At 63.8% G+C, this 20,696-nt stretch carries 21 protein-coding genes and 1 pseudogene; 9 read left to right on the top strand and 13 right to left on the bottom strand.

Annotated features, from left to right (window positions below; all coding sequences use genetic code 11):
- The first annotated feature begins 143 nt into the window (after positions 1-143).
- Genes F6X37_RS08345 through F6X37_RS08325 form a run of 5 tightly spaced genes read left to right on the top strand, consistent with a single transcriptional unit; the run spans position 144 to position 3,917 of the window.
- Complete coding sequence (locus F6X37_RS08345; RefSeq protein WP_184045929.1) at positions 144-569, top strand: DUF1178 family protein; 426 nt, start codon at positions 144-146, stop codon at positions 567-569.
- Positions 570-617: 48 nt separating this feature from the next.
- Positions 618-1,814, top strand: coding sequence for an acyl-CoA dehydrogenase family protein (locus tag F6X37_RS08340; protein WP_090803787.1), 1,197 nt, complete (start codon positions 618-620; stop codon positions 1,812-1,814).
- A gap of 10 nt (positions 1,815-1,824) precedes the next feature.
- Entirely contained in the window at positions 1,825-2,952 is a 1,128-nt protein-coding gene (locus tag F6X37_RS08335) for an acyl-CoA dehydrogenase family protein (RefSeq protein WP_187610961.1), read from the top strand.
- 33 nt (positions 2,953-2,985) lie between these two features.
- Positions 2,986-3,444, top strand: coding sequence for a MaoC family dehydratase (locus F6X37_RS08330; RefSeq protein ID WP_090803790.1), 459 nt, complete (start codon positions 2,986-2,988; stop codon positions 3,442-3,444).
- A complete protein-coding gene (locus F6X37_RS08325) occupies positions 3,441-3,917 on the top strand; it encodes a MaoC family dehydratase (protein WP_187610960.1) in 477 nt (158 codons plus the stop codon). The genes F6X37_RS08330 and F6X37_RS08325 overlap by 4 nt, the downstream gene beginning before the upstream one ends.
- A gap of 98 nt (positions 3,918-4,015) precedes the next feature.
- Here the strand turns inward: F6X37_RS08325 and F6X37_RS08320 are convergent, their stop codons facing one another.
- The 6 genes from F6X37_RS08320 to F6X37_RS08295 form a co-directional block, all read right to left on the bottom strand.
- Positions 4,016-4,717 carry a glutathione binding-like protein gene (locus F6X37_RS08320; RefSeq protein WP_018420032.1) on the bottom strand — a complete coding sequence of 234 codons (702 nt, stop codon included), beginning with the start codon at positions 4,715-4,717 and terminating at the stop codon, positions 4,016-4,018.
- 127 nt (positions 4,718-4,844) lie between these two features.
- Positions 4,845-6,104, bottom strand: coding sequence for an acyl-CoA dehydrogenase family protein (locus F6X37_RS08315; RefSeq protein WP_187610959.1), 1,260 nt, complete (start codon positions 6,102-6,104; stop codon positions 4,845-4,847).
- A 57-nt stretch (positions 6,105-6,161) separates the two neighbouring features.
- Positions 6,162-7,268: a phosphotransferase gene (locus F6X37_RS08310; RefSeq protein ID WP_187610958.1), complete on the bottom strand. Its 1,107-nt coding sequence runs from the start codon at positions 7,266-7,268 to the stop codon at positions 6,162-6,164.
- A 20-nt stretch (positions 7,269-7,288) separates the two neighbouring features.
- Positions 7,289-8,005 carry a histidine phosphatase family protein gene (locus F6X37_RS08305; protein WP_187610957.1) on the bottom strand — a complete coding sequence of 239 codons (717 nt, stop codon included), beginning with the start codon at positions 8,003-8,005 and terminating at the stop codon, positions 7,289-7,291.
- Positions 8,006-8,026: 21 nt separating this feature from the next.
- Positions 8,027-8,815, bottom strand: a complete 789-nt coding sequence (locus tag F6X37_RS08300) for an oxepin-CoA hydrolase, alternative type (protein ID WP_187610956.1) — start codon at positions 8,813-8,815, stop codon at positions 8,027-8,029.
- Positions 8,812-10,368: a 3-hydroxyacyl-CoA dehydrogenase gene (locus F6X37_RS08295; RefSeq protein ID WP_187610955.1), complete on the bottom strand. Its 1,557-nt coding sequence runs from the start codon at positions 10,366-10,368 to the stop codon at positions 8,812-8,814. Before F6X37_RS08295 ends, F6X37_RS08300 begins: the two co-directional genes overlap by 4 nt.
- A 127-nt stretch (positions 10,369-10,495) precedes the next feature.
- On the opposite strand from F6X37_RS08295, the gene F6X37_RS08290 reads away from it, so the two are divergent.
- Positions 10,496-11,143, top strand: a complete 648-nt coding sequence (locus F6X37_RS08290; protein WP_187610954.1) for a glutathione S-transferase family protein — start codon at positions 10,496-10,498, stop codon at positions 11,141-11,143.
- A gap of 109 nt (positions 11,144-11,252) precedes the next feature.
- Here the strand turns inward: F6X37_RS08290 and F6X37_RS08285 are convergent, their stop codons facing one another.
- Entirely contained in the window at positions 11,253-12,425 is a 1,173-nt protein-coding gene (locus F6X37_RS08285; protein ID WP_187610953.1) for a pyridoxal phosphate-dependent aminotransferase, read from the bottom strand.
- A 186-nt stretch (positions 12,426-12,611) separates the two neighbouring features.
- Complete coding sequence (locus tag F6X37_RS08280; RefSeq protein WP_184045951.1) at positions 12,612-13,118, bottom strand: putative toxin-antitoxin system toxin component, PIN family; 507 nt, start codon at positions 13,116-13,118, stop codon at positions 12,612-12,614.
- A 57-nt stretch (positions 13,119-13,175) separates the two neighbouring features.
- Here F6X37_RS08280 and yaaA point away from each other — a divergent pair, with 57 nt between their 5' ends.
- Together yaaA and F6X37_RS08270 are read left to right on the top strand one after the other, a co-directional pair.
- Positions 13,176-13,958, top strand: coding sequence for a peroxide stress protein YaaA (yaaA, locus tag F6X37_RS08275; protein WP_090803807.1), 783 nt, complete (start codon positions 13,176-13,178; stop codon positions 13,956-13,958).
- Positions 13,959-14,009: 51 nt separating this feature from the next.
- Positions 14,010-15,176, top strand: coding sequence for a carboxypeptidase family protein (locus F6X37_RS08270; protein WP_187610952.1), 1,167 nt, complete (start codon positions 14,010-14,012; stop codon positions 15,174-15,176).
- A 111-nt stretch (positions 15,177-15,287) separates the two neighbouring features.
- Here F6X37_RS08270 and F6X37_RS08265 read toward each other — a convergent pair whose 3' ends face one another.
- The 4 genes from F6X37_RS08265 to F6X37_RS08250 form a co-directional block, all read right to left on the bottom strand.
- The gene (locus F6X37_RS08265) at positions 15,288-15,905 is read right to left on the bottom strand and encodes a BspC domain-containing protein (protein WP_090803811.1); all 618 of its coding nucleotides are present in this window, start codon (positions 15,903-15,905) and stop codon (positions 15,288-15,290) included.
- Positions 15,906-16,079: 174 nt separating this feature from the next.
- Positions 16,080-16,754, bottom strand: a complete 675-nt coding sequence (locus F6X37_RS08260) for an energy-coupling factor ABC transporter permease (protein ID WP_090803813.1) — start codon at positions 16,752-16,754, stop codon at positions 16,080-16,082.
- A 120-nt stretch (positions 16,755-16,874) separates the two neighbouring features.
- The gene (locus F6X37_RS08255) at positions 16,875-17,756 is read right to left on the bottom strand and encodes a response regulator transcription factor (protein ID WP_090803814.1); all 882 of its coding nucleotides are present in this window, start codon (positions 17,754-17,756) and stop codon (positions 16,875-16,877) included.
- 213 nt (positions 17,757-17,969) lie between these two features.
- A complete protein-coding gene (locus F6X37_RS08250; RefSeq protein ID WP_184028728.1) occupies positions 17,970-19,184 on the bottom strand; it encodes a DUF2863 family protein in 1,215 nt (404 codons plus the stop codon).
- 272 nt (positions 19,185-19,456) lie between these two features.
- On the opposite strand from F6X37_RS08250, the gene F6X37_RS08245 reads away from it, so the two are divergent.
- Positions 19,457-20,572, top strand: a complete 1,116-nt coding sequence (locus F6X37_RS08245) for an AI-2E family transporter (protein ID WP_187611057.1) — start codon at positions 19,457-19,459, stop codon at positions 20,570-20,572.
- 6 nt (positions 20,573-20,578) lie between these two features.
- Here the strand turns inward: F6X37_RS08245 and F6X37_RS08240 are convergent.
- Positions 20,579-20,696, bottom strand: a pseudogene (locus F6X37_RS08240) (IS5/IS1182 family transposase); the annotation flags it as partial.

The following is a 20,696-nucleotide window of genomic DNA, read 5'->3' as shown; positions in this document are numbered from 1 at the left end:
CCTGCCGTAAAGCGTTAAAATCGCCCACCCGCGTCATATTCCCTTGCGGCCGCTGGCGGTTGCACGCCGGCTCTAAAGTTTTGCGAACGATCGTTCACAAATTTCCATTTTGCGCTAAACTGGCACGCAAGCCCTGATTCCACATGAAGGTCCTCGATTTACAGTGTCCGCATGGCCATCGGTTCGAAGGCTGGTTCGCTTCGACCGATGACTTCGAGTCGCAGCAGTCCCGCAAGCTCGTCGAATGTCCGATCTGCGGTGCGAACGAGGTGAGCCGTTTGCCTTCGGCACCGCGTCTGAATCTGTCGGGCGCGACCGACTCCAAGGCGCCGGCGGGCGTGGAGCAAATGCAGGCGCACATGATGCGCGCGCTGCGCGAGGTACTGGAGAAAACGGAGAACGTGGGCGACCGCTTCGCCGAGGAAGCACGACGCATTCACTACAACGAAGCGCCTGTGCGCAGTATTCGCGGTGTCACGACACCGGAGGATGCGCGTGCCTTGGTCGAGGAAGGCATCGAAGTGATGCCGCTGCCGGTCCCAGCTGCGCTGAAGGAACCACTGCAATAGCGCGGTGGCTCCAGGCGGCCGGGCGGTGGCGGCCAGGAGACACTACGCATGAATCTGGACTATTCCCCCGCTGAAGACGCGTTCCGCGCCGACATCCGCGCCTGGCTCGAAGCGAATCTGCCTCGCGAGCTGAGCGACAAGGTTCTCAATCACAAACGGCTTTCCCGCGAAGACTTCGCAAGCTGGCACAGGCTGCTCGGCACGCGAGGCTGGTCGGCAGTCGCGTGGCCGCGCGAATACGGCGGCCCCGGCTGGGACGCGACGCAACGACATATCTGGGAAGAAGAGTGCGCGCGTATCGGCGCACCTTCCGTGCTGCCTTTCGGTGTGTCGATGGTTGCGCCGGTGCTGATGAAGTACGGTAACGAGGCGCAGAAGCGCCACTATCTGCCGCGTATTCTCGACGGCACGGACTGGTGGTGTCAGGGCTACTCGGAACCGGGATCGGGTTCCGACCTTGCGTCGCTGCGCACCCGCGCGGAGCGCGTCGGTGATCATTACGTGGTCAACGGCCAGAAGACCTGGACCACGCTCGGCCAGCACGCCGACATGATGTTCTGCCTCGTGCGCACCGACAGCGGCGCCAAAAAGCAGGAGGGCATCTCGTTCCTGCTGATCGATATGAAAACCCCGGGCATCACGGTGCGGCCCATCATCACGCTCGACGAAGATCACGAAGTCAACGAGGTGTTCTTCGAGGACGTCAAAGTGCCGGTCGACAATCTCGTCGGCGAAGAAAATCGCGGCTGGACGTATGCGAAATATCTGCTCGGCCACGAGCGTACCGGCATTGCGCGAGTCGGAGCGTCGAAGCGTGAGCTGGCGTTTCTGAAGCGTGTCGCGCTGAATCAGAAAAAGAACGGCAAGCCGCTGCTGCACGATCCGGTGTTTGCGGCGAAGGTAGCGAGTCTCGAAATCGAGTTGATGGCGCTGGAAGTCACCGTGCAACGGGTGGTAGCCAACGAGGCGGGCGGTCGCGGCCCGGGCCCGGAAGCGTCGATGCTGAAGATCAAGGGCACGGAAGTGCAACAGGGGCTCACCGAGCTGATGTTCGAAGCAATCGGCCCGCTGGCCGCGCCGTTCGACGTGCCGTTCCTCGAAGGCGAACGCGAGCACAGTCTTGCCGGCGACGACGATGCCGCGCCGCTTGCCGCGTACTACTTCAACTTCCGCAAGACGTCGATTTACGGCGGCTCGAACGAAATTCAAAAGAACATCATCGCGCAGATGATTCTCGGACTTTGAGGAGCGGCGCATGGACTTCACTTTCAACGACGAACAACAGCAATTTGCCGATGCGCTGCGCCGCTATCTCGACAGGAGCTACGGCTTCGAAGCGCGCCAGCAGATCGTGCGCTCGGAGGCGGGCGTATCGGCTGTGCACTGGGCCGCGTTCACCGAACTGGGGCTGACCGCGTTGCCGGTGCCCGAAACGCAGGGCGGCTTCAACGGTGGTCCGATCGACATGCTCGTGGTCATGCAGGAGCTCGGCCGTGCGCTCGTCGTCGAGCCGTTTTGGGCGACCGCGGTCGGCATCGAAGCGCTGCGCCTTGCCGGCGCCGGCGACGGCGAAGATGCCGCGCTGCTCGAACGGGCGGCCCAGGGCGAAGCCAGGCTGGCCGTGGCGTTTCACGAGCCGCATGCGCGCTACGATCTGTTCGACGTCGCGACGACCGCGAGCGGGCAGCGTGCGCAGCACACGCTGAGCGGCACCAAATCGGTCGTGCTGCACGGCGCGCAGGCGGACCACTGGATCGTGCCGGCGCGCCTCGATGGCGAGATCGCACTCTTTGTCGTCGCGCGTGACGCGGCCGGCGTCACGCTCACCGAGTACCGCACGATCGACGGTCAACGCGCCGCGACGCTCGAATTCAATGGCACGCCCGCGCGCCGGCTCGCCGGCAAACACGCGGGGGCGGCAACCCTCGAGCAGATCGCCGACTACGGCACGCTGCTGCTGTGCGCGGAAGCGCTCGGCGCGCTCGACGCGCTCAATCACGCCACCGTCGAGTACACCAAAACGCGCCAGCAGTTCGGCCAGCCGATCGCGCGTTTCCAGGCGTTGCAGCATCGCATGGTCGAGATGCTGATCCACGCGGAGCAGGCGCGCTCGATCACGTATCTGGCCGCGATGCGCCACGCGAGTGAAGACGCGAACGAGCGCCGTCGAGCGATCTCCGCGGCAAAAGTTCGGGTCGGCCAGGCCGCGCGTTTCGTTGGTCAACAGGCGGTGCAGTTGCACGGCGGCATGGGTGTCACGAACGAAGTGGCGGCCGCGCATCTGTTCAAGCGCCTCGCGATCATCGAGACCACGCTTGGCGACGTCGATCATCATCTCGCGCGGTTTGCCACGCTGCCCGGATTTGCGGTCGCCGAAGACTGATCGGGCCGTTCCACCGGACAAAGGAGGTGCACGATGAAAATCAGTTTCGAAGACATGGAAGTGGGCTCGAGCCGCGAAATCGGCAAGCACATGTTCACGCGCGAGGAGATTGTCGAGTTCGCGCAGAAGTTCGATCCGCAGCCGTTTCATCTCGACGAAGCCGCCGCGGCCGAATCGCCGTTCCGCGGCCTCGTCGCGAGTGGTTGGCACACCTGCTCGGTAATGATGGGCATGCTCGTGCGCAAGGTACTGGCGGATTCGACATCGATGGGTTCGCCCGGGATCGACGAGATCCGCTGGCTCAAGCCGGTACGAGTCGGCGACACGATCACGATGATGAACGTCATCGTCGACAAGCGCGTGTCGCAGAGCAAGCCGGATCGCGGCATCGTGTCGACACGCTGGGAGGGCATCAATCAGCACGGCGAAACGGTGATCACCGTGCGCTCGAACGGCATGTTCGGCCTGCGCAATCCGGGAGCGGCGGCATGACGGCGAGCGCGGCGACGCTAGTCGCTTTCGACAATGCGGGTGCTTTGCGCGCGCTCATCGGCGCCGAGCCGCTCGTCAGCCAATGGCTGAGCGTCGATCAGGAGAGGGTCAACCGTTTCGCCGAGGCAACCGGCGATCATCAGTGGATTCACATCGATCCCGAGCGGGCCAAACGCGAATCGCCGTTTGGCGGCCCGGTCGCGCATGGGTTTTTGACGCTGTCGCTGATTCCGGCTTTGCTCGGCAAAACGGTGAAGATCGAGCAGCGCATGGGCGTCAACTATGGCTTGAACCGCGTGCGTTTCATGTCGCCGGTACCAGTGGGGTCGTCGCTGCGCGGGAAGTTCGCCGTCGAGTCGGTGACCGACGTCGACAACAGCGGTGTGCAACTCGCGTGGAACGTGACGCTGGAGCGTCAGGGCAGCGAACGACCGGTGTGCGTCGCGGAGTTCATCACGCGGCATTATTTCTAGCGTTTTCCCTTCGCAGACGAAATGAAAAAGCGCGAGCCGGCAGGCATGCCGCTCGCGCTTTCTGTTTGTGTCGAGCCGCGTCAGCGAGACGGCCGAAACTAGTGTTTCGCGTACTGCGTCGCGCCAAACAGGATCTCTTTCGCCTTGTCGTCCATCAGCGGCGCGCGCGCCGACGCCAGCACGTCGACGCCGCGCACCACCGCCGGCCGCGCAGCGATCTCTTCATGCCAGCGCTTCACGTTCGGCAAGGTATCGAGCTCGATGCCCTGGTTTTTCCACGAACGGGTCCACGGAAACGCGGCGATGTCCGCGATCGTATAGTCATTGCCGGCCAGGTAACGCGTCTTGCCGAGTTGCGTGTCCATCACGCCGTACAGACGTCGCGCCTCATTGGTGTAGCGATTGACCGCGTATTCGATCTGCTCGGGTGCATACACGCGGAAGTGATGCGTTTGCCCCAGCATCGGACCGAGGCCGCCCATCTGGAACATCAGCCATTGCAGTGCCGCGTAGCGCGCGGCCGGATCGCTCGGTAGAAACTTGCCGGTTTTCTCGGCCAGATAAATCAGGATCGCGCCCGATTCGAATAGCGCGAAGGGCCGGCCGTCGGCGCCCTTCGGACCTTCGGAATCGACGATCGCGGGAATCTTGTTGTTGGGACTGATGGCGAGAAATTCCGGCTTGAACTGGTCGCCGGCACCGATGTTCACGGCATGCACGTTGTAGGGTAGGCCCGTTTCCTCGAGCATGATATGAATCTTGTGGCCGTTCGGGGTCGCCCAGCTATAGACGTCGATCATCCTGGCTCCTTTGTTCGTCGAAGCGGCGCCGCAAAGAGGGCGCCGCCGTTGCCGAAAATTAGAGCATAGATCGCGCGACGCTGCTTGCCGCGGGCTCAGTCCCCACGCTCACACCGAGCCGAAGCACTCAAACGCGTGTGACCGGCATCTCAACGCGGGCCACCGAGCCCGCATCCATATGACGCGCAAGTTCGAGCTTGGCGATCGCGTTGCGATGCACTTCGTCGGGGCCGTCGGCGAAACGCAGCGTGCGCGCCGACGCATAGGCATACGCGAGCGGAAAATCGTCGCTGACGCCGCCGCCGCCATGAGCCTGAATCGCCCAGTCGATCACCTGACACGCCATGTTCGGCGCGACCACCTTGATCATCGCGATCTCGCCGCGCGCGCCCTTGTTGCCGACGGTATCCATCATGTACGCGGTCTTCAGCGTGAGCAGACGCGCCTGCTCGATCATGCAGCGCGCCTCGGCAAGACGCTCCTGCGTGACCCCTTGCGACGCCACCGGCTTGCCGAACGCGACACGCTGCAGCGAGCGCTTCGCCATCAATTCGAGCGCGCGTTCGGCGAGACCGATCAGGCGCATGCAGTGATGGATGCGTCCCGGGCCGAGACGGCCTTGCGCGATCTCGAAGCCGCGGCCTTCGCCGAGCAGCATGCTGGTAGCGGGCACGCGCACGTTGTCGAGTGTGATCTCCATGTGGCCGTGCGGCGCGTCGTCGTAACCGAACACCGTGAGCGGGCGATGCACGGTGATGCCGGTGGCGTCGGCGGGCACGAGGATCATCGACTGCTGCTGATGGCGCGGCGCGTCGGGATCGGTCTTGCCCATCACGATATAGACCTTGCAGCGCGGATCGCCCGCGCCCGACGACCACCACTTGTGACCGTTGATCACGTAATGGTCGCCATCGCGCACGATGCTGGTCTGGATGTTCGTCGCATCCGACGACGCGACCTCTGGCTCCGTCATCAGAAACGCCGAACGGATCTGCCCTTGCAGCAGCGGTTCGAGCCACTCGCGCTTGTTCTCTTCGCTGCCGTAGCGCTCGATCGTCTCCATGTTGCCGGTGTCCGGCGCGTTGCAGTTGAACACTTCCGGCGCCCACGGCACGCGGCCCATGATCTCGCACAGCGGCGCGTATTCGAGATTCGTCAGGCCCGCGCCGCGCTCCGATTGCGGCAGGAACAGATTCCATAGACCGGCGTCGCGCGCCTTCTGCTTGAGTTGCTCGACCAGTTCGGTCGGCACCCATGCGTTGCCGTTCTGGCGGTTGCGCGCGATCTCCGCATAGAACGCCTGTTCGTTCGGGTAAATGTGCTCGTCGAAAAAGGCGAGCAGTTTTTCGCGCAACGCCTGGACCTTCGGGGTGTAATCGAAATTCATCTTGGACCTCGCGGGTAACGGACTGCGAATGATGGGGAGCAGGGCGCGCCCTTGTGTCTAGAGAACCTTCTGCGCATAGCGCCAGGCGAGTTCGGCCATCGGCTTCGCGCGCCGGCCGGCGTCGAGCGCCTGCGCGTTCGATGCGGTACCGTCGACGACGCGCTTCATGATCCCTTGGAGGATCGCTGCGATGCGGAACATGTTGTAGGCCAGATAGAAATTCCAGTCGCCACGAATCTCGAAACCGGTGCGTTGGCAATAGCGCTCGACGTACCGCGCTTCATCGGGAATGCCGAGCGCGGCCCAATCGAGTCCCGCGATGCCGCGGAACTGCGTCGGGTCGACATGCCACGCCATGCAGTGGTAAGCAAAGTCGGCGAGCGGATCGCCGAGCGTCGACAGTTCCCAGTCGAGCACCGCGAGCACGCGCGGCTCGTTGCGATCGAAAATCAGATTGTCGAGCCGGTAGTCGCCGTGCACGACCGACACGCGCTCGTTCGTTTCGGCCGGCATATGCTGCGGCAGCCATTCGATCAGCCGGTGCATCGCGTCGATCGGCTCGGTCTCGGACGCCAGATACTGCTTGCTCCAGCGGCCGATCTGGCGCGCGAAGTAATTGCCCGGCTTACCGTAGTCGGCGAGGCCGGCGGTGGCGGCGTCGACACTGTGCAACGCCGCGATCACGCGATTCATTTCGTCGTAGATCGCCGCGCGCTCGGTGGGCGTCATGCCGGGCAGCGATTGATCCCACAGCACGCGACCTTCCACGAACTCCATCACGTAGAACGCGCGACCGATCACGCTTTCGTCCTCGCACAGCGCGAGCATCTGTGCGACCGGCACGTCGGTGTCGGCGAGCGCGTGCATCACGCGGTATTCGCGTTCGATCGCATGCGCGGACGGCAGCAGCTTCGCCGCGGGTCCGGGCTTCGCGCGCATCACGTACGCGCGCGACGGCGTGATCAGCTTGAACGTGGGATTGGATTGTCCGCCCGCGAATTGCTCGAGCGTGAGCGGCCCCTCGAATCCGTCGACATGTCCGGCCAGCCACGCGGCGAGCGCGTCGTTGTCGAAGCGTTGCCGCTCGTTGACCGGGCGGGTGCCCTCGAAAGCCGAGTAGTCCTGTCTGCGTGTCGGTTCGCCGGTCTGTGTGGCTTGCGCCATGTGTCTCCTCCAGTTCGGTGTCAGCTACGCTGGTATCGGATGAACTGTGCGTAGAGCATTTCCATCGTGGTGTTGCGAACGTCGCGATGCAACGGCGACGGCGGTGAATAGTTGAGCATGCGCAGCACCCAGTCGCGCGGCGCGGCGCCGACGTCGAGCGCATTGATGCAGCCGGTCGCCTGCGACAGATGACCGAAGAACGTGCGGCCGCCGGCCGTCAGCGCGTGCGACAGGATCGCGCGATTGACGCCGCCGTGCAGCACCAGCAACGCGGTGTCCCACGACGTGTCTTCGCGCAGCGCCGTGACGGCCGGCAGAACGCGATCGAACAGCTCGCCGATCGTTTCGCCGTCGAGAAAGCGCATGCTCTCCGGCACGATGCCGTCGAACACGCCGAGAAACGCGGCCTCGATATCGCTCGGCGGAATGCCGCCGAGCCGTCCGCCGCGAATTTCTCGCCACGCGGGCTCGATTTCGGGCTCGATCTGCTGACCCGTTTCGGCAAGCACGCACCGCGCGGTTTCGATCGTGCGGGGCAAGCCGCTGACGATCACGCGGTCAAAGCGCACCTGCTGCCCGGCGAACACGCGGCCCGCCGCGCTCGCCTGCTCGCGGCCGTTCGCGTTCAGCGGCACGGTTTCAGGATCGATCGCGCGGCCGGAGTCGTCGAAGTAGGTGACGTCGCCGTGACGCATCAGGAAGATGCGGCGCCGTTTCGGCAGTTGGTAGTCGGGCATGTCGGGCGGCTCTCTCGTCGTTCATTTGTAGATGGGTGCGCGTTTTTCGAGGAACGCGGTGATGCCTTCGAGACCGTCGCGATGATGCAGCGACGCGACGAAGTTATCGCGCTCGGCGACCAGATGATCAGCGAGCGGCTGCGTACCGGCCGCGGCGATCAGCCCCTTGATGCGCGCGACCGAATTGGGCGAAATCGCGCCGAGCTCGTCGGCCCAGGCGAGCGCGTTATCGAGCGCGGTGCCGGCTTTCGTGAGCCGGTTGACGACGCCGAGTTCGTGCAGACGCGCGGCGCCGATCGGCTTGGCTTCGATCAGTACCTCGGTGGCCAGCTGGCGCGGCAGCGCCTCGGCGAGAAACCACGAGCCGCCGCCGTCGGGCGTCAGACCGACGCGCGCGTAGGACATCGCGAATTTGGCGTTGTCCGCGGCGATGATCAGATCGCAGGCGAGCGCGAGCGAAAATCCCGCGCCTGCCGCCGCGCCTTCCACCGCGGCAATGACCGGCTTCGACGATAGCCGCAGTGCCGAAATCCATTGAGCGAGCATGTCGATGCTATCGGCTTGCACGGAGGGATCTTTCGCGCGATTTTCGAGCAGGCGGTTCAGGTTGCCGCCCGCGCAAAAGAAGTTATCGGCGCCGGTGATCACGACGGCGCGAATCGACGGATCGCGCTCGACGGTATCGAATGCCTCGATGCCCGCGGCGTACATGTCCGGATGCAGCGCGTTGCGCGCACCGGGGTTCGACAGCGTGAGGACCAGCGTGGATTCGCTGCTGGCCGGGCGTGAAGCGAGCAGGGCGGCGCTCATGATTGGGTCTCCGTTGGGATGTCGGCGGCGTCGCGCTGCGTGAGCGCGAGGCCGAGTTGCGCGCGTCTTGCGAGCCACGGCGACGGACGGTAGCGCGGCTCGCCGAGCACGCCGTGCATGTTGCGCAGGATCGTGAGAATGGTGGTGGCGCCGAGCGCGTCGCCGAGCGCGAGCGGTCCGCGCGGGTAGCCGAGGCCGAGCATGACGGCGAGGTCGATGTCCTCCGGCGTCGCGATCTGCTTCTGCGCGATGTCGCAGCCGATGTTGACGATCGTCGCGACCACCCGCTGCGCGACGAAGCCGGTCGAATCGCGGATCACGGTGACCGGGATGCCGTCGGCGGCGAACAGCGCATGCGCGCTATCGCGCGCGGCGCGTGTCGTGGCCGGTGTGGTCATCAGCGTGCGGCGTTGCGCGCTGAGGAGCGGGAACAGTGCGTCGACGGCGACGACGCGGCTCGCGTCGAGCGCTTCGTCGACCGCGGCCGTGGTCGCGTCGTGGCCAAACGGCGTGACGACGATCAGCGAACCGGCGGCGGGCGTCGCGTCTTCGTCGAGCTTTACGCCCGCTTTGCCGACCAGTTGCACGACGGCCTCGTACGCGTCGCGGTAGCGTTGGCTGACCCACACGCTTTGCGGCACCGTGGTCGGCGCGGGCGCTTCGGCGGCAACCTGCTGCTTGCCGTCCACGTAGCGATAGAAACCTTCGCCGCTCTTGCGGCCGAGCAGTCCGCCCGATAGCCGCGTGCCCGTGATCGGCGACGGCGTGTAACGCGGTTCTTCGTAGAACTGGTGATAGATCGACTCCATCACCGGATGCGACACGTCGAGCGCGGTCAGGTCCAGCAGCTCGAACGGCCCGAGGCGAAAGCCGGCCTGCTCGCGCATGATGCGGTCGATGTCCGCAAAGCTCGCGACGCCTTCGCCTGCCACGCGCAAGCCCTCGGTATTCATGCCGCGGCCCGCGTGATTGACGATGAAACCCGGCATGTCCTTCGCGCGCACCGGCGTGTGGCCCATGCGGCGCGCGAGATCCATCAGCGCGTCGCCGGCTTCGGGGTCGCTGCGCAGGCCGTCGATCACTTCGACGACCTTCATCAGTGGCACCGGATTGAAGAAGTGATAGCCGACCACGCGCGACGGATCGGTGCTGCCCGCGGCAATCGCGGTGATCGACAGCGACGACGTATTCGACGCGAGGATGCAGCGGCCGCTGACCACGGTTTCGAGCTCGCGAAACAGCGCCTGCTTCACCTCGAGCTTTTCGACGATCGCCTCGATGACGAGATCGCAGCCGACCAGTTCGCTGATCGCCTGCACGCCGCTCACGTTGGCGAGCGCGGCGAGCGAGCGCGACTGCTCCAGCTTGCCTTTGGCCGTCAATTTGGCGAAAGTCTCCGCGAGATAGTCGCGCGCGGCGCCGACGGCGGCCGCGTGGGTGTCGTAGAGCCGCACGCGCAGGCCCGCGAGCGCCGCGATTTGCGCGATACCGCGGCCCATCGCGCCGGTGCCGACGATGCCGATGGTCGCGATGCTGAAATTGCGAGAGTTCATTGTGATGCCCGACTCCATGGTTATTTTAGAATAGCACGATCGTGCAATTTCTTGGATGATTCGATGGAAAGCCGCTGCTTCAACCTCGACGCGCGGTCTCACACACCATGACACAAGGAGACACCCCATGATCAAGCTGTGCGGTTTTGCGCTGTCCAACTACTACAACAAGGTCAAGTTCGTGCTGCTCGAACATGGCATCGAGTTCGAGGAGCAGTTCGTGAAGCCGAGTCAGGAAGAAGCGCTGCTCGAGCATTCGCCGCTCGGCAAGGTGCCATATCTGCAGACCGAGCACGGCGACCTCTGCGAGTCGCAGTGCATCGTCGAATATCTGGCTGCGCGTTTTCCCGACAAGCGGATCTTCTCCGCCGATCCGTGGCAGGCCGCCAAGGAACGCGAAATGATCTTTTTCGTCGATGTACATCTCGAGCTGACAGTGCGCAATCTGTACAAGGAAGCGTTTTTCGGCGGCACGGTCAGCGACGCGACGAAAGGGCGCGTCGAGAAGCTGCTCACGCATCACATCGCCGGTTTCAAACGGATCGCGAAGTTCTCGCCGTATCTGTGCGGCGAGCAATTCAGCGTGGCGGATACCGCCGGCTACGTGAGCCTGCCGCTCGTCGGTATGGCGACACAGACCATTTACGGCCGCGATCTTCTGCTCGAAGCGGGGATCGACTGGAAGCGCTACGTGAAGACGATCAACCCGCGGCCGGCTGCGCAGCGCGTGACGGAGGATCGCAAGGCCTGTGTCGCGGCGTCGCGTGCGTCCTGAGGGCATGAGCGCAGTGCCATGAAGCGCGCATGGGTGCGAAGCGCACACCCGTGCCGCGCAGCGCGATGGCAAGTAACGTGGGTTCGTTCGTGGCATCGCGCAAGGCATCCTAGAGCCGCGCGAGCCGTTCGAGCGCGGTAGCGAGCGTGCCTTCCTGCTTGGCGAAGCAGAAACGCACTACGCCCGACTCGTGCGCCTCGTGATAGAACGCCGAGACCGGAATCGCCGCGACGCCGATTTCGCCGGTCAGCCATTGCGCGAATTCGGCTTCGGGCAGGTCGCTGATCGCCGAATAGTCGACGCACTGAAAATACGTGCCCGTGCACGGCAGCAGCCTGAAGCGCGAATTCGCGAGGCCCGCGTGGAAGAAATCGCGCTTGCGCTGATAGAACGCCGGCAGCTCCACGTATGGCGCCGGGTCCTTCATGTAATCGGCGAGGCCGATCTGCATCGGTGTGTTGACGGTGAACACGTTGAACTGGTGCACCTTGCGGAACTCGGCGGTCAGCGCGGCGGGCGCGGCCACATAGCCGACTTTCCAGCCCGTCACGTGGTAGGTCTTGCCGAAGCTCGACACGACGAAGCTGCGCTGCGCGAGTTCCGGATAACGCGCGACGCTTTCATGCGGCGCGCCGTCGTAGACCATGTGCTCGTACACCTCGTCGGACAGGATCAGCACGTTGGTGCCGCGCACGATCTCCTCGAGCTTGCGCACGTCCTGTTCGCGCCACACGGTTCCGGTCGGATTGTGCGGCGTGTTGATCATGATGAGCCGCGTCTTCGGCGTGATCGCGGCGGCGAGCTTGTCGAACGGGATCGCGTAGTCGGGTGCGTCGAGCGTGACGAAAACCGGCTTGCCGCCCGCGAGTTCGATCGACGGCAGATAGCTGTCGTAGGTCGGTTCGATCACGATCACTTCGTCGCCGGGATGGACAGTGCAAAGAATCGCGGTCAGCAACGCCTGTGTGGCGCCCGCGGTCACGGTGATTTCGCTATTGGCGTCGTAGCGGCGGCCGTACAGATTCGCGATCTTGTCCGAAATCGCCTGACGCAGCGGCAGCACACCGGCCATCGGCGGATACTGGTTGTGACCGTCGCGCATCGCGTTCGCGACCGCGTCGACGATGCGCGGATCGCAGGCGAAGTCGGGAAAGCCCTGACCCAGATTCACCGCGCCTTTTTCCGCGGCGAGCGCGCTCATCACGGTGAAAATCGTCGTGCCGACGTTCGGCAGGCGAGACGGAAACGTGGGGCTCGTGGGCGTGTCGTGCGGTGCGTTCATGGCGTCGTGGGTAGCAGGGCGATAAGGTGGGCCGGTTCTCGAACTGTCGTTGCGAAGGGCGAAGCCTGATTGTAGGGAATCGCGACACGCTGTGCGCGCCGCGGGTGTCACGTTGATCGTCAGAAGCCGCCTGACGATGAACCTTCAACATGCGCTCGGCTCAACGCGCCACACGGACGGTCGGATTCACGCGTTGACGGGCTCGCCCCCAGCATTCTGCGCGATGCCGATTGCCGCGACGAACGGTGCCGGTTGCGCGATCCTGAAGCCGAAGTCGCGCGCGATCCGTTTCGCGAGCTTCAGCACCGCACGGTCTTTCGACACGAGCCAGTCGGCCTGCGCCGCATGCGCAAGCTCGAGAAACTTCTGATCGTCGCGATCCTTGCATTGGGGCAGCGGCCGCGCGTCGGCGGCGGACTCGGTCGGCTCACACGGCTTGACCAGTTGCGCCAGCCGCGCGACGACCGCGAGCGCAGCGGCTTTGTCGACATTGCGGTGCGCGAACTGCGGATAGTCGAGCACGTAGGCGAGCTCGGCGAGGCAGCGCGCGTCGATCAGCGCGGCGAGCGCGCCGCTTTCGAGCGCGGCGGCGATCGGCCGCGTGTGAGGGTCGTCGAATACGAGTATGTCGATCCAGACATTGGAATCGAGTACGACGCGCAACGCGCCGCTTGAGGCGAGGGAACCGGGCATTCGTTACAATCGGGCTTTCGTCTTTGACCGCCAGGCACGGCGTGCCTGCAAGCCTCTATGATAATCGTTCTGTCGCCGGCGAAATCGCTCGACTACGACACCCCGCCGCACGTCAAAAAGCACACGATCCCCGATTTCGTCGATGACGCCGCCGAACTGATCAGCGGCCTGCGCCGTTTGTCGCCGCAACAGATCGCTTCGCTGATGAGCATTTCCGATCAGCTCGCGCACCTCAATTTTCAGCGTTACGCGGACTGGTCGCCGCAATTCGGCATGCACAACGCCAAGCAGGCGGTGCTCGCTTTCAACGGCGACGTGTACGAAGGTTTCGATGCGAAGACGTTGTCGTCGGCCGATCTCGACTATGCGCAGAATCACGTGCGGGTGCTGTCGGGCCTCTACGGCCTGCTGCGTCCGCTCGATCTGCTGCAGCCGTACCGGCTCGAAATGGGCACGCGCTTCGTCAATCCGCGCGGCAAGGATCTGTACGCGTTCTGGGGCGAGCGGATCACGCACGCGTTGAACGCGCAGTTGAAGAAGAATGCGGCCACCTCGCGCGTGCTGGTCAATTGCGCATCGGGCGAATATTTCAAGTCGGTCAAGCCGAAGCTGCTCGACGCGCCGGTCGTCACGCCGGTGTTCGAAGACTGGAAGGGCGGCCGCTACAAGATCATCAGCTTCCATGCAAAACGCGCGCGCGGCTTGATGGCGCGCTTCGCGGTGGAAAATCGCCTCGATCGTCCCGAGCAGTTGAAGGACTTCGAGACCGAAGGCTACGCGTTCAGTGCCGAAGCCTCGAACGACTCCACTTTCGTATTTCGCCGCCGCGTTGCGGAATAAGCGTGCCGCTGCGCTAAAAAGGCAGCGTGAATTCAGGCAGGGAAGACTCCGATGACGTTATCGATTACGAGCAATTTCGACGCAGGCGCAGTTGATGTGTTGTCCTGCGAGGACGCCGGCAATATTCGCCTGCGCGTACGGCCCGACAGCCACGCCGAGTTTGCGCAGTGGTTCTATTTCCGCCTGTCGGGCGCGGCGGGCGAGCGCTGCGCGATGACCTTCGAGAACGCCGCCGCGTGCGCGTTCGCGGAGGGCTGGCGCGACTATCGGGCGGTCGCGAGCTACGACCGCGTGAACTGGTTTCGCGTGCCGACGTCGTACGACGGCCGCGTGCTGACGATCGACCATACGCCCGATTTCGACAGCATCTACTACGCGTACTTCGAACCGTACAGCGAGGAGCGTCATGCGGAGTTTCTCGGCGCCGTGCAGCAGATGCCGCACGCGTCGCTGAGCGAACTCGGCAAGACGGTCGAAGGGCGACCGATTTCGCTGCTCACGCTCGGCACGCCGCCCGCCAACGATGCCGCCAACGCCGCGCCCAAAAAGAAAATCTGGCTGATTGCCCGGCAGCATCCGGGCGAGACGATGGCCGAATGGTTCATCGAGGGGTTCGTGAAGCGCCTCGCCGGTTGGGGCGATTGGGCGGGCGACCCGGTCGCGCGCAAGCTCTACGATCATGCGGTGTTTCACATCGTGCCGAACATGAATCCGGACGGCAGCGTGCGCGGCAATCTGCGCACCAACGCGGCCGGCGCGAACCTGAATCGCGAATGGATGGAGCCGGACGCCGCGCGCAGTCCCGAGGTGCTGGTGGTGCGCGACGCGATTCATGCGATAGGCTGCGACCTGTTCTTCGATATTCATGGCGACGAGGCATTGCCGTATGTGTTCGTCGCGGGCTCCGAAATGTTGCCGGGCTTCACCGAGCGGCAGGGCCGCGAGCAGACGGCGTTCATCGAGGCGTTCAAGCACGCGAGTCCGGATTTTCAGGACAAGTATGGCTATGCGGCGAGCAAGTATCGCGAGGATGCGTTGAAGCTCGCGTCGAAGTACATCGGCAACGAATTCGGCTGTCTGTCGTTGACGTTGGAAATGCCGTTCAAGGACAACGCAAATCTGCCCGACGAGCGGGTCGGCTGGAACGGCGAGCGCAGCGCATCGCTTGGCGCCGCAATGTTGCAAGCGATCCTGCGACACGTGGAGACGTTCGCCTGAAGAAGCGGACGGATGGACACAAAAAACGAGGCACGCACGGCAAAAGTGCGTGCCTCGTTTTTTATTGGGGCGACTGATCGGACGGTGGCGCGGCTCGATCAGCGCCAGATGTCATTGGCTCTTCTTCTTCGAGCTCTTGTTTGCCGATTTGCTCGACGTCGTGCGCGACGATTGGCCCGAGCCTGTCTTCGACGACTTCTTCGACGTCTTGCCGCCGACCGCGTGCTTGCCTTTGCCGCCTTTGTGCTTGCCCGATCCCGCGCTAGGCGCGCGGTTTGGCGGTACCGGATCGTTCCAGCTGAACGCGAGCATTTGCGAGCCGACGTAGCCGCAGCGGAATTTCAGATCGGCCGGCTCGCCCGAGTTGTCCTGGCGCACGCCGACGCCCTCGACGGTGACGATGCTGTCCACCTTGACGCGCTGCTTGCCTTCGTCGAACGAGTCGTTCCATGGCGTGACCGACGAGTGCGCACTGTCGAACGAACTGGACGGGAATTCGACGTGGTCGAAAGCGGTCGACGTGCTCGCGACGAAGTCGCCATGCGCGGCGCAGTCCGCGACGAGCGGATCCGCGTGCATTTCGGTGATAAATCTTTTGACGAGGTCGTTGTGCTGTTCGAGCTGATCAGCGAGTGCGGGAGCCGCGCAGATGAGCGAGAGACTCGCTGCGCAGGCTGCCAACCGGCCGATCACCCGCAGCAACCGGCTCGGTACATTGGTGCGATCCATCTAGTTCTTTAGACGCAAATGGGAGATGAGGCAAATAAGATGCCCTGCGTAAGGGTTGAGTTCAATGTTGCTGCAAATATTCTGCCTTGTCCTGGCGGGGACGCCCGGAAAGTCTCCAGTGACGAGGCGCTGATTATCACAGATGCGCCGCACGCGACGTCAAAGCGCGCATTCTCAGGTGCGCGGGCCGCCCAGACGATAGCGCCGCACGTCGTAGGTGGTCACCCACGCGGGACGGTAGACCGCGATCAGCGCGGTCGCCATGCCAGTGAACCATGCTTCGCCGGTGGCGAGCAGCAGCACGCTGAGCGCGTAGCCGATCGGCACCACGGTCATCGAACCGCCGGACACCGCGATATGGATGCCGAGCGCTGCCGCAGCCGTCAACGACACGGCAATGGCGGGCGAAACGAAGCCCTGGCCGAAGATGAACATGAAAAGATTGCGCGGTAGCCACGCGGTGCAGATGCGCTGGAGCAAGGTCGAGATGGCGACGGGCAGGGCTCCGTACACGAGGAACGTCAGCGCGATGCCCTGCCACGGCGCATCGAAGACGACGGCGGCCAGACCCGCGACCACCGCCATCGCGATCAGGGCGAGCCCCCAGTCGAACAGCGTGACGACGAGCGTGGCGCCGAGCAGGTGCATCACGGTGCCGTCGTCGAGCCAGGCGTTGCTCGACCACAGCACCGACACCGCGACGATTATCGCGAGCCAGACATGCTGGAGCGTGCCGTCCTGAAGTCTTTTGAAAGGTTTTTTCCACAGCGCGAGCGCGATCACCATCGCAGTGGCAATCCAGCCACCGACAGCGACCCAGAACGGAAGCGGTGTGTAGAGGAAACCCATGTGTCTCATATTACTCGTTGGACGACAAAAGGTGTGAGCGGATTCCATGCCAGCCCACCCTCGACGCTGCGCGCATGCGGACGTTCCAACCCATGCGCGCGGCGTGCCCCGCGCCCCGCGTCATGCGGAACCCGGCCCGACCGACTTCCGCGCGGGCCGGCCGGGTGGGGCCTCACCGTACGACGTGGCGGGCTCCGCGGCCATCGGTAGCGCGCTGCTGGTGTCGCTGCCCGGCAACGGATACTGGAAGCGCGCACGTGTGCGGCGCCGGAGCGGAACCGGGCCAGGCTGCCCGCGGATGACCGGCCGCGCGCTGTGCTCGCCGTTGTTGCGCAGCACTTGCAAATGATTCGTGAGCCATCCGTTGTAAAGCGCGACCGCGGCGGCGCGATTGGGCGCACCAAGTTGCTGGAATATGCTCGTCAGGTGGATCTTGACCGTACCTTCGCTAATGCCGAGCGTGCGCGCGATCATCTTGTTGGTGCTGCCCATGTGCACGCAGCGCATGATCTGCTCCTGCCGCGGTGACAGCCCGCCCGAGAGTTTGTTGCGGCGGGGCGGCGGACTTTCTTCGTCGAACGTACGGATCGCGGTGTCGGTCGGCAGCGGCGGATCGATCGCCAGCGCGCCGGGCGGCACGTAGTGACCGCCGAGCAGCACCATTTCCAATGCGCGCACGATCAGGCAGGGATCGGTGTCGCGTGGAACAACGCCGAGCACACCTTCGTCCATCAGCGCGCGCACGAGCGCGGGCAAAGTCCCGTCGGTGAGCACGCTGATGCGCAGGTCCGGAAAGTGGCTGAGCAACGCGCGCACCTGCGCAACCGACATCCAGTCCTCCCAGTCGATCACGACGAGATCAGGCCGATAACGCTTGAACGGACGTTCGAGCAGACGCCATTCATCGGCTTCTGTGAAGCGTGCCAGCCGGTCGATCTGCCGCAGCAAGGCCTTGAGTCCATCACGTCGTTCTGCGTTTGAATTGAGAATCGCGAAGCGCATGCATGTCTCCAGATGTATCGGGCGAAATGGCGCGACGCATCTGTGGGACTCGTGGAGCTGACTCGATCACGGCGATGCGTCACCGTGCCTATGATGACAAATTCCCTTCGTTTTGACGGCTGTCCAAAAGGCATAAGAAATGCGGACAATCAACAAAAAAGCCCCGTACATACGGGGCTTTTTTGCGATAAGGCAGGGATGTCGACTTCGAAATCAATGGAAATGGGGTTGCGCGGGCTCGGCGTCTTCGGGCATTTCCGCGTGGACGATTTCGCCGAGCGGGTCCGCATACAGTGGCACGCCGCAGTCGTCGCAATATTCCGGCTCGAAGCGGCCCGCGTGGCGGCGCACATCCGTGATGCCGGTTTCCTTGAGCAGCGCGACGATTTCCTCGAGCGGTTCGTCCGAGCCGGTGATTTCCTCCGGCTCCTCGTCGATGCCCGCCTCGCCGTTTTCGCGGCCGTAGAGTGGCCACACGACACCGTAGATCACGTCGTTGCTGCCCTTGCGCGTGAAGCCGACGCGGTACTCGTCGATGCGCCGTTCGCCGAAGCCGGCGACCACCGCGCGCAGATCCTGCGGCGCCGCGCCAATAGTGTCGAAAAGATAACGCACGGCGGTACGCACGGTGTGCGGACGCACACTTTCATCGGCGTCGCGGCACGCCGAGTAGTACGCATCCGGCAGCAGACATTCGAATTCGCAGCCCGGCAGCACAACCGACAGATTCGCGCCGCCTTGGGTGGCCCATTGCTCGAGACATTGGCCGCGCTCGATGCGAGTGCCGTGCTCTTCTTCCTGCCAGCGGAACGTCGCGTCGCCGACGGGCGCGGCGACTACGGCGAGCAGAAAGCGCGGGTCCGCCAGAATCGGCGAGGTCTCCGGCAGTTCGCCGAAATTGAGCTTCGCGTTGCCGCCGCTGACCGCGGCTTGCGCAAGTTGCTGGGCGATGCGCCACGTTTCGACGTGATGGCGCGGCAACTGGTCGATGCTGAACAGGAACGGAGCCATTGCCACGCGCGTGTTGGCGGCGAGCACGTGCGCTTGCAGGTGTGCGCGCAGGGCGTCGGCGGCGTCGGACTTGAGCGGGCCGGACGGAATCACGTAGCGGGTCCAGGCGAGCACAGGCGCGGCGATCAGCAGCGCTTCATAAGACACGCCTTCATGTTCGATCACGAACGATTCGCTGTGCGTTTCCGCCATGTCGGCCAGCGCGCCGTAGGCATCCGGATGGTTTTGCTGCAGATGGTCGAGCGCGGCGTCCAGCGTGGTCTGGTTGGCGTTGCGCACGACTTTGGCCAGCAGCGCGTCGAGCTTCGCTTCCCAGAAGCGATCTTCGGTACGGCTGCCCGAGGCGAAAAGCGCGAGCGAGAGACCGACGAGCTTGTCGGCGTCGGGAGGGAGACGTTTGGTGATTCGCGAGCGCATAAATCCAGAAAAATTGGGGGCACGGAACCTTATATTCTAGTCTTTTCCAGGCAGCTATATGGATTGGCCAGCAATCTCCGGGCAATTTGGGCGCTTTCATCTCAAAAAATGCGGTCGCCACCGGCACAGTCGCAAGCGACTCGCAACACCCTGGCGGGATGGTATAAGACACCCCGGACGCCCAACTCGCTTCTATACTGACGGCGTTCAGCGGGCGCCTGACGGGCGTGTGTCATGTCATTGCCACGGTCTGGCGCAATAGGAGATTCATCGTGAAATCTGACCAACTGATCGAGCGACTTGCCGCGGTATTCGCATTGATTGTGCTCGTGGGTGGGTCGTTGCTGGTGCTGGCGCCATTTACGACCGCGCTGCTGTGGGGCGCCATCCTCAGCTACAGTTCCTGGGGACTCTACCGGCGACTCACTGGCGTGGTCGGCGGGCGGCGCAAGCTGGCCGCGACCTTGATCGTGCTGATTATTCTGGTCGTGGTGCTCGGGCCGTTCGTCTATGCGGGTTTCGCGTTCGGCGCGCATGTTCACGACATCGTTGCGCTGGTGCAAAGACTTTTCGAGTCGGGGTTGCCCGATCTACCGCCGTGGGTGCAGCGGATCCCGCTGGTTGGTTCGAGCATCGAGGCCTTTTGGGAGCGCTTGACCAGCAGCAATTCCGAGTTGATCGCGCAATTGCACACGCTCGCCGCGCCGGCTGGGAAGTGGATTCTGACGGCGGCGCTTGCGGTGACGCATGGGCTGGGGCTGCTGGCGTTGAGCATCGTGCTCGCGTTCTTCTTTTATACCGGTGGCGAGGGGGCGGCCGCCTGGCTGAACGCCGGCATGCGTCGAGTAGCCGGTGAGCGCGCCGAGTATCTGCTGGCGCTGGCGGGCAGCACGGTGAAGGGGGTGGTCTACGGGATTCTTGGTACGGCCCTCGTACAGGCGGTTCTCGCGGGATTCGGTTTCTGGATGGCGGGTGTACCGGCGCCGGCGTTGCTCGGGCTCGTGACGTTTTTTCTGTCGGTGGTGCCGGGCGGTCCGGTCATTGTCTGGTTGCCGGCAGCGATCTGGCTGTATCAGGGCGGGTCGACTGGATGGGCGATTTTTGTGGTCATATGGGGCCTGCTGGTAGTCGGCATGGCCGACAACGTCATCAAGCCGATCCTGATCGGCAAAAACAGTGACATGCCGTTGATTCTGGTGATGCTCGGCATCCTCGGCGGCGCGTTTGCGTTTGGTTTTCTTGGTGTTTTCATCGGCCCGACGTTGCTGGCGGTCGCTTATACCGTGCTGCATGATTGGACGATCGGCGCATCCGCCGCCCAGACGCTGGCGCCCGAAGTGAAAACCCCATCGATAGACGATCCGGGCCGTATGGGAAAGATCCCCTAGACGGTGTTAGGAACTTCGAAGTACTGGGATTGCATGGACAAGCATAAGCATGGCGAAGACGACAAAATGCAGACCTGCGAGTGTTTCGGGCAAGCGTTCGTAGTCACGTGCGAGGCGTCGAAAG

It is taken from the genome of Paraburkholderia sp. 31.1 (assembly GCF_014397645.1).
GTDB lineage: Bacteria > Pseudomonadota > Gammaproteobacteria > Burkholderiales > Burkholderiaceae > Paraburkholderia > Paraburkholderia tuberum.
This window is presented reverse-complemented; position numbering and strand designations above follow the sequence as displayed.

Coding starts and splice junctions, on each gene's coding strand:
- F6X37_RS08345 (WP_184045929.1), top strand. CDS start 144: ATGAAGGTCCTCGATTTACAGTGTCCGCATGGCCATCGGTTCGAAGGC.
- F6X37_RS08340 (WP_090803787.1), top strand. CDS start 618: ATGAATCTGGACTATTCCCCCGCTGAAGACGCGTTCCGCGCCGACATC.
- F6X37_RS08335 (WP_187610961.1), top strand. CDS start 1,825: ATGGACTTCACTTTCAACGACGAACAACAGCAATTTGCCGATGCGCTG.
- F6X37_RS08330 (WP_090803790.1), top strand. CDS start 2,986: ATGAAAATCAGTTTCGAAGACATGGAAGTGGGCTCGAGCCGCGAAATC.
- F6X37_RS08325 (WP_187610960.1), top strand. CDS start 3,441: ATGACGGCGAGCGCGGCGACGCTAGTCGCTTTCGACAATGCGGGTGCT.
- F6X37_RS08320 (WP_018420032.1), bottom strand. CDS start 4,717: ATGATCGACGTCTATAGCTGGGCGACCCCGAACGGCCACAAGATTCAT.
- F6X37_RS08315 (WP_187610959.1), bottom strand. CDS start 6,104: ATGAATTTCGATTACACCCCGAAGGTCCAGGCGTTGCGCGAAAAACTG.
- F6X37_RS08310 (WP_187610958.1), bottom strand. CDS start 7,268: ATGGCGCAAGCCACACAGACCGGCGAACCGACACGCAGACAGGACTAC.
- F6X37_RS08305 (WP_187610957.1), bottom strand. CDS start 8,005: ATGCCCGACTACCAACTGCCGAAACGGCGCCGCATCTTCCTGATGCGT.
- F6X37_RS08300 (WP_187610956.1), bottom strand. CDS start 8,815: ATGAGCGCCGCCCTGCTCGCTTCACGCCCGGCCAGCAGCGAATCCACG.
- F6X37_RS08295 (WP_187610955.1), bottom strand. CDS start 10,368: ATGAACTCTCGCAATTTCAGCATCGCGACCATCGGCATCGTCGGCACC.
- F6X37_RS08290 (WP_187610954.1), top strand. CDS start 10,496: ATGATCAAGCTGTGCGGTTTTGCGCTGTCCAACTACTACAACAAGGTC.
- F6X37_RS08285 (WP_187610953.1), bottom strand. CDS start 12,425: ATGAACGCACCGCACGACACGCCCACGAGCCCCACGTTTCCGTCTCGC.
- F6X37_RS08280 (WP_184045951.1), bottom strand. CDS start 13,118: ATGCCCGGTTCCCTCGCCTCAAGCGGCGCGTTGCGCGTCGTACTCGAT.
- yaaA (WP_090803807.1), top strand. CDS start 13,176: ATGATAATCGTTCTGTCGCCGGCGAAATCGCTCGACTACGACACCCCG.
- F6X37_RS08270 (WP_187610952.1), top strand. CDS start 14,010: ATGACGTTATCGATTACGAGCAATTTCGACGCAGGCGCAGTTGATGTG.
- F6X37_RS08265 (WP_090803811.1), bottom strand. CDS start 15,905: ATGGATCGCACCAATGTACCGAGCCGGTTGCTGCGGGTGATCGGCCGG.
- F6X37_RS08260 (WP_090803813.1), bottom strand. CDS start 16,754: ATGGGTTTCCTCTACACACCGCTTCCGTTCTGGGTCGCTGTCGGTGGC.
- F6X37_RS08255 (WP_090803814.1), bottom strand. CDS start 17,756: ATGCGCTTCGCGATTCTCAATTCAAACGCAGAACGACGTGATGGACTC.
- F6X37_RS08250 (WP_184028728.1), bottom strand. CDS start 19,184: ATGCGCTCGCGAATCACCAAACGTCTCCCTCCCGACGCCGACAAGCTC.